Annotated in this window: 8 protein-coding genes; 6 read left to right on the top strand and 2 right to left on the bottom strand. The window is 61.4% G+C overall.

The window, feature by feature from the left end:
* Nucleotides 1–402: 402 nt before the first annotated feature.
* The 6 genes from E1200_RS29785 (at nt 403) to E1200_RS34120 (ending at nt 4,774) form a co-directional block, all read left to right on the top strand.
* Nucleotides 403–1,215: a hypothetical protein gene (locus tag E1200_RS29785; RefSeq protein ID WP_131955408.1), complete on the top strand. Its 813-nt coding sequence runs from the start codon at nt 403–405 to the stop codon at nt 1,213–1,215.
* A complete protein-coding gene (locus E1200_RS29780) occupies nt 1,205–2,386 on the top strand; it encodes an XRE family transcriptional regulator (protein ID WP_207933614.1) in 1,182 nt (393 codons plus the stop codon). Before E1200_RS29785 ends, E1200_RS29780 begins: the two co-directional genes overlap by 11 nt.
* Nucleotides 2,387–2,442: 56 nt before the next feature.
* Nucleotides 2,443–3,084 (top strand): transposase family protein, encoded by a 642-nt coding sequence (locus E1200_RS29770; RefSeq protein WP_165950518.1) that lies wholly within the window; start codon nt 2,443–2,445, stop codon nt 3,082–3,084.
* A 7-nt stretch (nt 3,085–3,091) separates the two neighbouring features.
* The gene (locus tag E1200_RS29765; RefSeq protein WP_131955405.1) at nt 3,092–3,694 is read left to right on the top strand and encodes a hypothetical protein; all 603 of its coding nucleotides are present in this window, start codon (nt 3,092–3,094) and stop codon (nt 3,692–3,694) included.
* Nucleotides 3,695–3,991: 297 nt separating this feature from the next.
* The gene (locus E1200_RS35045) at nt 3,992–4,408 is read left to right on the top strand and encodes an HAD family hydrolase (RefSeq protein WP_243708938.1); all 417 of its coding nucleotides are present in this window, start codon (nt 3,992–3,994) and stop codon (nt 4,406–4,408) included.
* 177 nt (nt 4,409–4,585) lie between these two features.
* Nucleotides 4,586–4,774, top strand: a complete 189-nt coding sequence (locus E1200_RS34120) for a hypothetical protein (RefSeq protein ID WP_165950517.1) — start codon at nt 4,586–4,588, stop codon at nt 4,772–4,774.
* A gap of 45 nt (nt 4,775–4,819) precedes the next feature.
* Here E1200_RS34120 and E1200_RS29750 read toward each other — a convergent pair whose 3' ends face one another.
* Both E1200_RS29750 and E1200_RS29745 read right to left on the bottom strand, forming a co-directional pair.
* Nucleotides 4,820–5,479: a YdcF family protein gene (locus E1200_RS29750; protein WP_243708937.1), complete on the bottom strand. Its 660-nt coding sequence runs from the start codon at nt 5,477–5,479 to the stop codon at nt 4,820–4,822.
* 9 nt (nt 5,480–5,488) lie between these two features.
* Entirely contained in the window at nt 5,489–6,256 is a 768-nt protein-coding gene (locus E1200_RS29745; protein ID WP_131955404.1) for a GntR family transcriptional regulator, read from the bottom strand.
* Between the last annotated feature and the right edge of the window lie 325 nt (nt 6,257–6,581).

The following is a 6,581-nucleotide window of genomic DNA, read 5'->3' as shown; positions in this document are numbered from 1 at the left end:
GGCCACACGACCGCACACGTAGCGAACCTCGGCAGCAGGCGAGGAACCTGGTCAGCCTGGGTCTCAATAGATCATCTGAGGTGCCCCTGCAGGCTTCGAACCCTGCGCACACGGCTCCGGAGGCCGCGCCGAGTCACATTGCTTCTCATGCGCTGACCTGGTCAAACGTTGCCCGGCGCCGTGCGACGCAGTTAGGTCTCTCGTCGCTTTCTCGCGGCTTTCTGACCAAGTCAACGCGTGCGTGTGCTGGCTGGCTTCCACCGTGACACTGAACTTTGCGGCTGACAGGGTGACAAACCTGCAGGTAGGCGCGACATTGAGCGGATTCTGAGGAAAACTAAAGCGCTCGTGGTACGTTGAGGCTCGCAGTCAAAGCGGAGACCGCTGGAAGTGGAGACTCTCGTGACCGGACCGTCCAACTGGGCCAGGGCGCGCTTCGGTGCCGCGGCAGAGGAGCTCATCGTCCGAATCCCGGCGGCTCTGGAGGAAGCGCACAGAAGAGCCCTTGAGGGGCACGTGAGCCTCGGCCTGGAGACCAACGAGGCGTATGGGCTCATCTGGCTCGCGCAGCATCAGGAGCTGGTGAACCATCTGCGCGGTGTCGATGGCTTCTACGTCATTAAGCCAACGAGGGCGCGCTATGAGCTGCCGGTGATCGGCAACACGGTCATCTACCCATGGCGATACGCGGACAAGATTGACCGTCCGGTCGACCGGGCGCGAATGAAGCTATCCGAGGTTCGGCGGCACCTACTGTCTCTCACGCCGGAGACCGGGCACCAGCAGCTCCGCCTAGATGAAGCAGATCTGGACGACGAGGCCCTGAACGCCGAATACGAAGAGGTTGCAGAGACTCTTCGGGACATGGCGCAGCAGGTGCGTCTTGTGCTCGTGGCTTATGCTAGCAATCCCCAGTCTGGCATTCTCTTGGCGGAGTGGGGAGATGTCGTCCTTGTCGACGATGGCGGATACCTCACCTGGCTCTATAGAGAGCGTCTTCCTCAAGGAATCCCCGGCTTCGGTTTCGGTGAAGGTGGTGTGGGGCCGGCGCCGCAGCCGCTCAAGCCAATCCATCCCTTTACTCCAGAGTCCTCCGCGCGTTCATTCGACGAAGGCCCCTTGGAAGAGCCGGTATTGAAGCCGCAGCCACCGCTTAGCAAGCCCACGCAGGAGCCGCCCACGACGACGCCGGAAGCAGGAGAGGATGAAGTTTAGGCAACTTGACCTAGTCGCATATCGCGTCAACCAGAAGCCTGGGGCAAGCGATGTGGCGGCGGCGTTTGATCCGGCACGGCTTACTCAAGCTCGACTGCTCATGGGCTTCACAAAAACGAGGCTTGCCGAACAGATAGGGGTATCGGCGGCGGCTGTTGGTCAATGGGAGTCCGGCACTACCCCCCCTCGGCCCGACCACATCGAGCGAGCTTCGGAGGTGCTTGATGTGCCCCTGGATTTTTTCGTGATCGGTCGCCCGCATGCCCGCCTCGACGCATCAGCAGCCCATTTCAGGAAGCTCCGTTCCACCAGGGTCGGCGAACGAAGCAAGGCGGTTGCTTTCGTCGAACAAATGTGGGAATTGACTTATGCGCTTGAGAAGCGTGTACAGTTTCCCCATGTCGATGTTCCGGGTTTGGCAAGTGGTGAAATTATCGAAGGATATATCGCTAACGACCCTGCGGCTGCAGCACGCTCCTTGAGACAGTATTGGGGCTTGGGGAGTGGTCCAGTGTCGCACCTGGTTAGAACGATGGAACTTCACGGGATCATCGTTACGCTGGTGGCCTTTGCTGGAAAAGACACTCCCCGGATCGACGCTTTCTCAACCTCAAAGCTTTCGCGCCCCCTCGTCGTCCTGACGCCTGACCGTGCAGATGACGTATATCGCCACCGATTCACTGCCGCTCATGAGTTGGGACACCTCCTGCTGCACCATGACGCACTTCCGGGTGACGTTAGGCAAGAAAAGGATGCAGACGTATTCGCTGCTGAGTTCCTCACACCGGAAAGTGAGATAGGTCCACATCTGTCGCCTCGGGTTGACTTCTCATCTCTGGAGCGAACGAGTCGGACATGGGGCGTTTCGATGAAGTCGCTTATTTATCGCTCCAGGGAATTGGGACTATTCTCGGAGGCTACGGCACGACGCGCATATCAGAGGTTGAACCAGATGGAAAACTTGGGGTTCTTTGCCGCCGAGCCGGTAACTCACTATCCAGGGGAGATGCCGAGTCTTCTCGGGAGAGCTTTTGAAGTTGCCGAGTCCCAAGGGCTCACGCTAGATCATCTATCGCGTGAGCTCAAGTGGAAGCTGCCTTACTTGCGTCGTTTGCTGGGACAGGACGATTCACGCCCAGAGTTGCGGCTAGTACAGAATCGTGAGGAATGAGTTCCCGCGCGGCGAATATTTGATCACAGATTACCTCAAGAGGACGGTGCCCACAGGTGCCCCATCCGCAACGAGGTGATCGGAAGCGGACCACCGCCACCACTGCCAGGCGGCGCCTCGTCCGAGCTCACCTCCAGGCCGAGGTCCAACTCGCCCTGCCCAGCCGCCATGCGCTGCCGCCCGACAGGGCCGCCGATCTGCGCGAGGCGATGCGGATCGCCCAGCGCAAGGCGTTCGTGATCCTGGACGGCACCTTGGCGCCGATCGACCGCCTGGCCGGCCCCAACGACCGGCTGTACTACAGCGGCAAGCACCACCGGCACGGGGTGAACATCCAGTTCCTCACCGACCCCAACGGCGAGCTGATCTGGGCCTCCCCAGCGCTGCCCGGCTCGACACACGATCTGACCGCCGCCCGCACCCACGGCATCATCCACGCCCTCACTAGCCGCGCGATCGCCTGCTACGCCGCCAAGGCATATGTCGGGGCCGGCGGCGCGGTCGGCACCCCCTACAAGCGCAACAAGCGCCGCAAGCTCGGCAAACGCAAGAAGCTGTTCAACCGCTACCACGCCAAGGTCCGCGCACTCGGCGAACAGGGCGCCGCGACGCTCAAGCGCTGGCACATCCCGCGGAAGGCCCGCTGCTCACCCAACCGCCTAACCATCATCGTCCAAGCAATGCTTACTGGAGAGTAGAGCCTATATGAAGTCCGCTGACTGGATTGCGATTGCTGCGGCCATAGTTGCGGTGGTAGCCGCTCTTGCAAGCTGGCGCCAGGTTCGTCACGCAAAAGACCAGGCCAATTCTGCCCAAGACCAGGCCGCAACCGCAAAGGAGTCTTATAGACTCCAAGAGGAACTTTGGCGAGACGCGGTGCAGCCATATGTCTACGTGGATATTAGGCCAGATCCGAGAAACGGGCAGATGCTTCTGCTGGTGATAGAGAACTCCGGACGATCGGTCGCCAAAAACGTTCGCGTGACATTCAACCCGCCCCTGCGATCCGCAAATGAGAAGTATGAAAAAATTGGTGAAAAGACCGCACTCAAAGAAGGAATTCCAGCCATCCCGCCCAATGGGCGAATTATGCATTTCCTGGACATTGGATTCGAGCTCGCCAAAGCGGATATTCCTAAGTCCTACACAATCAATGTGACGGGAGAAGGCCCAGCGGGCGAGTTGGAGCCATTGGAGTACGTGCTAGATCTAAACGCCCTCCTCCTTGAAGGTCCTGTGCTGGCTGAGGGTACGATCCATGAACTGTCCCGCGCAATCAGCAACCTAGCCAAGAAGATAAACCCGTAGCTCAGCGGAAAGGGAGGGGCGGCGGTAAGTTTGGGGCGTATTCTAGGCTAGGTCCCATAATTCGCGCTGTGGTGTTCGATGTGGGCGAGTGTGTGTGGTTGATGAGTCTCGGGAGCCTGGAACATGGGCTGACTGGTTGGGGGCCTCGGATACGTTCGAGGCGATGTTCGGGGCGGTGATTGCTCGGACGGTTGGACTATCGGGAGACATTCCAGGTTTTGCGCCTGGGGTCGATCTGACGCAGCGTGCGATGAGCGGGACGAGGTCGGGCGGCCTGAGACGTTTGGGGAAGAGAACTTGTACCCGGATGCGCGTCCGACGCTGGCGAAGCTGCGGGGTGATGGGCTGTGGGTCGGGATCGCGGGGAATCAGACGGTGCGGGCCGGGGGCGTCCTGCGGTCGCTGGACCTGCCTAGCGACATGATCGCGACCTCGGATGACTGGGGTGTGTCCAAGCCTGATCCGGGGTTCTTCCGGTGTGTGGTGGAGGCGGCGCCGTGTGAGGCCGAGCAGGTGCTTTATGTGGGTGACCGGCTGGACAACGACATCATGTCCGCGGCGCAGATGGGGTTGCGGACGGCGCTGATCCGGCGGGGTCCGTGGGGGATCGTTCAGCAGGACGACCCGGAAGTCGACCGCGTTCCGACGATGCGGATTGATTCGCTGGGTGAGCTTCCGGGCCGTATCGCTGAGTTCAACGCTGCAGCGCGCTGAGGGTCGTTTGCCATCCGTACAAACCGTCGTCCAGGCGGCGGACGCTGTCGGTGTCGGCCCAGGGCTGGAGGGCGCGGCGGACGTCGGGGACGCGGTCCATGCCGGTTGCGTACCAGGTGACGGCGAGTTGGTCTAGGGCCTGCTCGGCGTAGCGATGCAGCCGGTTAGTCTGGAGCCATGAGGGAACCGCAACCGGGGCGAGAATACGCGGATACGTCTTTGTTCGAGGCTGCACTAGACCTGTATATCGAGAGTGTGCGCGAGGGCAAGAATGTGCCGCTGACCAAGGATGGTGAACTGGTTGCGGTGATTGTTTCCCCCGAGGTGGCGGAAGCTGGAATGCGTGCCCTGGGGCGCGAATCCTGAGCTACTGCGTATTGGTTTTTATGGCTTGCTGCTAGCCGGCCACCCTTATAGGAGTCTGCTCGTGAAGCCTGCTTTAACTAGCCGGTGATAGGCATCCGCGACCTCGGCCGGAATTTCCTGCGGGATGGCAAACCCCCGCTTCGGGTATTCCATGATCCGTTGAGTGTCGCCTACGAGCATGTTGATCATTCGGCTCGCGTCGCCGATACTTTCAACGTAGTCACTCAGTGGGAGTGGTCGGGACGCGCAGATGACTTCCAGTTCTGGCCACAGCTTCCTCACGGTGGAGTACGCGCGGCGTTGCTGGTATGGGCGCGAGATCAATATGGCTGAAGCGACCTCGACGGCGTGTTCGGTGAGGAGCGCTCGGGTGTACTCGATATTCTGACCGGTATTGGTGGCATTGGGTTCCACAAGGATTACATCGGCGGGAACGCCTAATTTAATGGCGTGTTCGCGGTAGTGGACTGCCTCGCCCCGTGGAAATCGGTCGACGGTCGTGGGAGCGTTAGCGCCAGTGAACACTACTCTCGAAAACATGCCCTGGTGATACAGCTCGGCGGCGAAGGTCGCCACTCCTAGATCGTGGCTGCCCAGTCCGATACCGACGTCACACGGCCGGATCGTGTGACGCATGTGGTGGTACTCCCACAGCGTGTCTACGTCGAGCCGGAACGCTTCGGGCACAGTCGCATCGTCGGGCACGCCGGCTCCTCAGTCGGGGATCTTGAACGTGTAGGACCAGGAGAAGCGTGAAGCAGAGTGGACGCCGCGTGCGTACTCGATGAGTCGTCCGTCGCGGGTGAAGGTCTTGCGCTGAAGGACCATCACGGGTTCTCCGCCGGGTAGCTGTAGTAGATCGACCTCTTGCCGTGTTGGCATCCGTGCGTGGACGGTTTCGGTTATGGAGTCCGGCTCCAACCCTTGGAGCGTGAGGACTGCGAATCCGCCTCCTCGGCCGGCTGGGCCTGGGCTCGGGTCGACCAAGGGAGTGCCTTCGACGTCCTCCGGCCGGTAGTAGCTGGTCAGCGTGTGGGTAGGGGTGTCGCCGTCCTGCACCAGGCGGGCCCGTTCGTAGATCGGGGCGCCTACCTGGAGCTCGAAAGCTGCGGAGACCTCGGCATCGGCCTCGGTCAGCCGCACCTGCTGTGTCTGATCGGTCGGTTTCCAGGCACGTCCTGACGCTTCACGGTCGGCGGCGAAGGCCACCAGGCCACCGAACTTCCAGTTGCTCTTGGCGTACCGCTCGATGCCGAGCCGCTTCATCGGTGGCCTTGGACGTACGACGGTGCCGCGTCGCCGGACAGGAGTGACCAGCCCCTCGGCTTCGAGCACCCGAACGGCCTGGCGAACGGTCTTGATGTTGACTTCATGCTCTTGGGCGATCGTCTCCTGCTTGGGCAGGGTGCTTCCTGGCGGGTAGTCGCCTCGAAGCACAGCGTCCCGTAGGACGTCTGCAAGCTCCTTGTACCCGATGCCCATGCATGTCTCCTCGCTCGCGTCGCGGACCACGGTAACGGCATCTCTCCGCCGCACCTGATCGATAGAGCTAGCTCTATTGACAAGTAGAGCCTACGGCACTCCAATAGAGCTACCTCTAATGGAGGTGGCGGGGAGCCTATGCGGGTCTGCCGGATCGTCCGGCTGGGCTGCTCCTCGGGCGATGCAGGTGACCAGCGCGGGGGAGTGGGTGGTGTTCGTGGGTCGTGTGGTGGCTCGGGTGGCTTTGGGTGAGTCGTGGCGGTCGGGGGCGTTGGCGCTGGTGGGTGCGTTGGAGGCGCGGGGGCTGGTGGCCAAGGTGTGGGGG

The organism is Actinomadura sp. GC306 (assembly GCF_004348665.1).
In the GTDB taxonomy this organism is placed as follows: Bacteria; Actinomycetota; Actinomycetes; order Streptosporangiales; family Streptosporangiaceae; genus Spirillospora.
This window is presented reverse-complemented; position numbering and strand designations above follow the sequence as displayed.

Bases quoted from the DNA above. Each gene is read 5' to 3' on its own strand.
- E1200_RS29745 (WP_131955404.1), bottom strand. From the start codon at position 6,256: ATGGGCATCGGGTACAAGGAGCTTGCAGACGTCCTACGGGACGCTGTG.
- E1200_RS34120 (WP_165950517.1), top strand. From the start codon at position 4,586: ATGAGGGAACCGCAACCGGGGCGAGAATACGCGGATACGTCTTTGTTC.
- E1200_RS29780 (WP_207933614.1), top strand. From the start codon at position 1,205: ATGAAGTTTAGGCAACTTGACCTAGTCGCATATCGCGTCAACCAGAAG.
- E1200_RS29765 (WP_131955405.1), top strand. From the start codon at position 3,092: ATGAAGTCCGCTGACTGGATTGCGATTGCTGCGGCCATAGTTGCGGTG.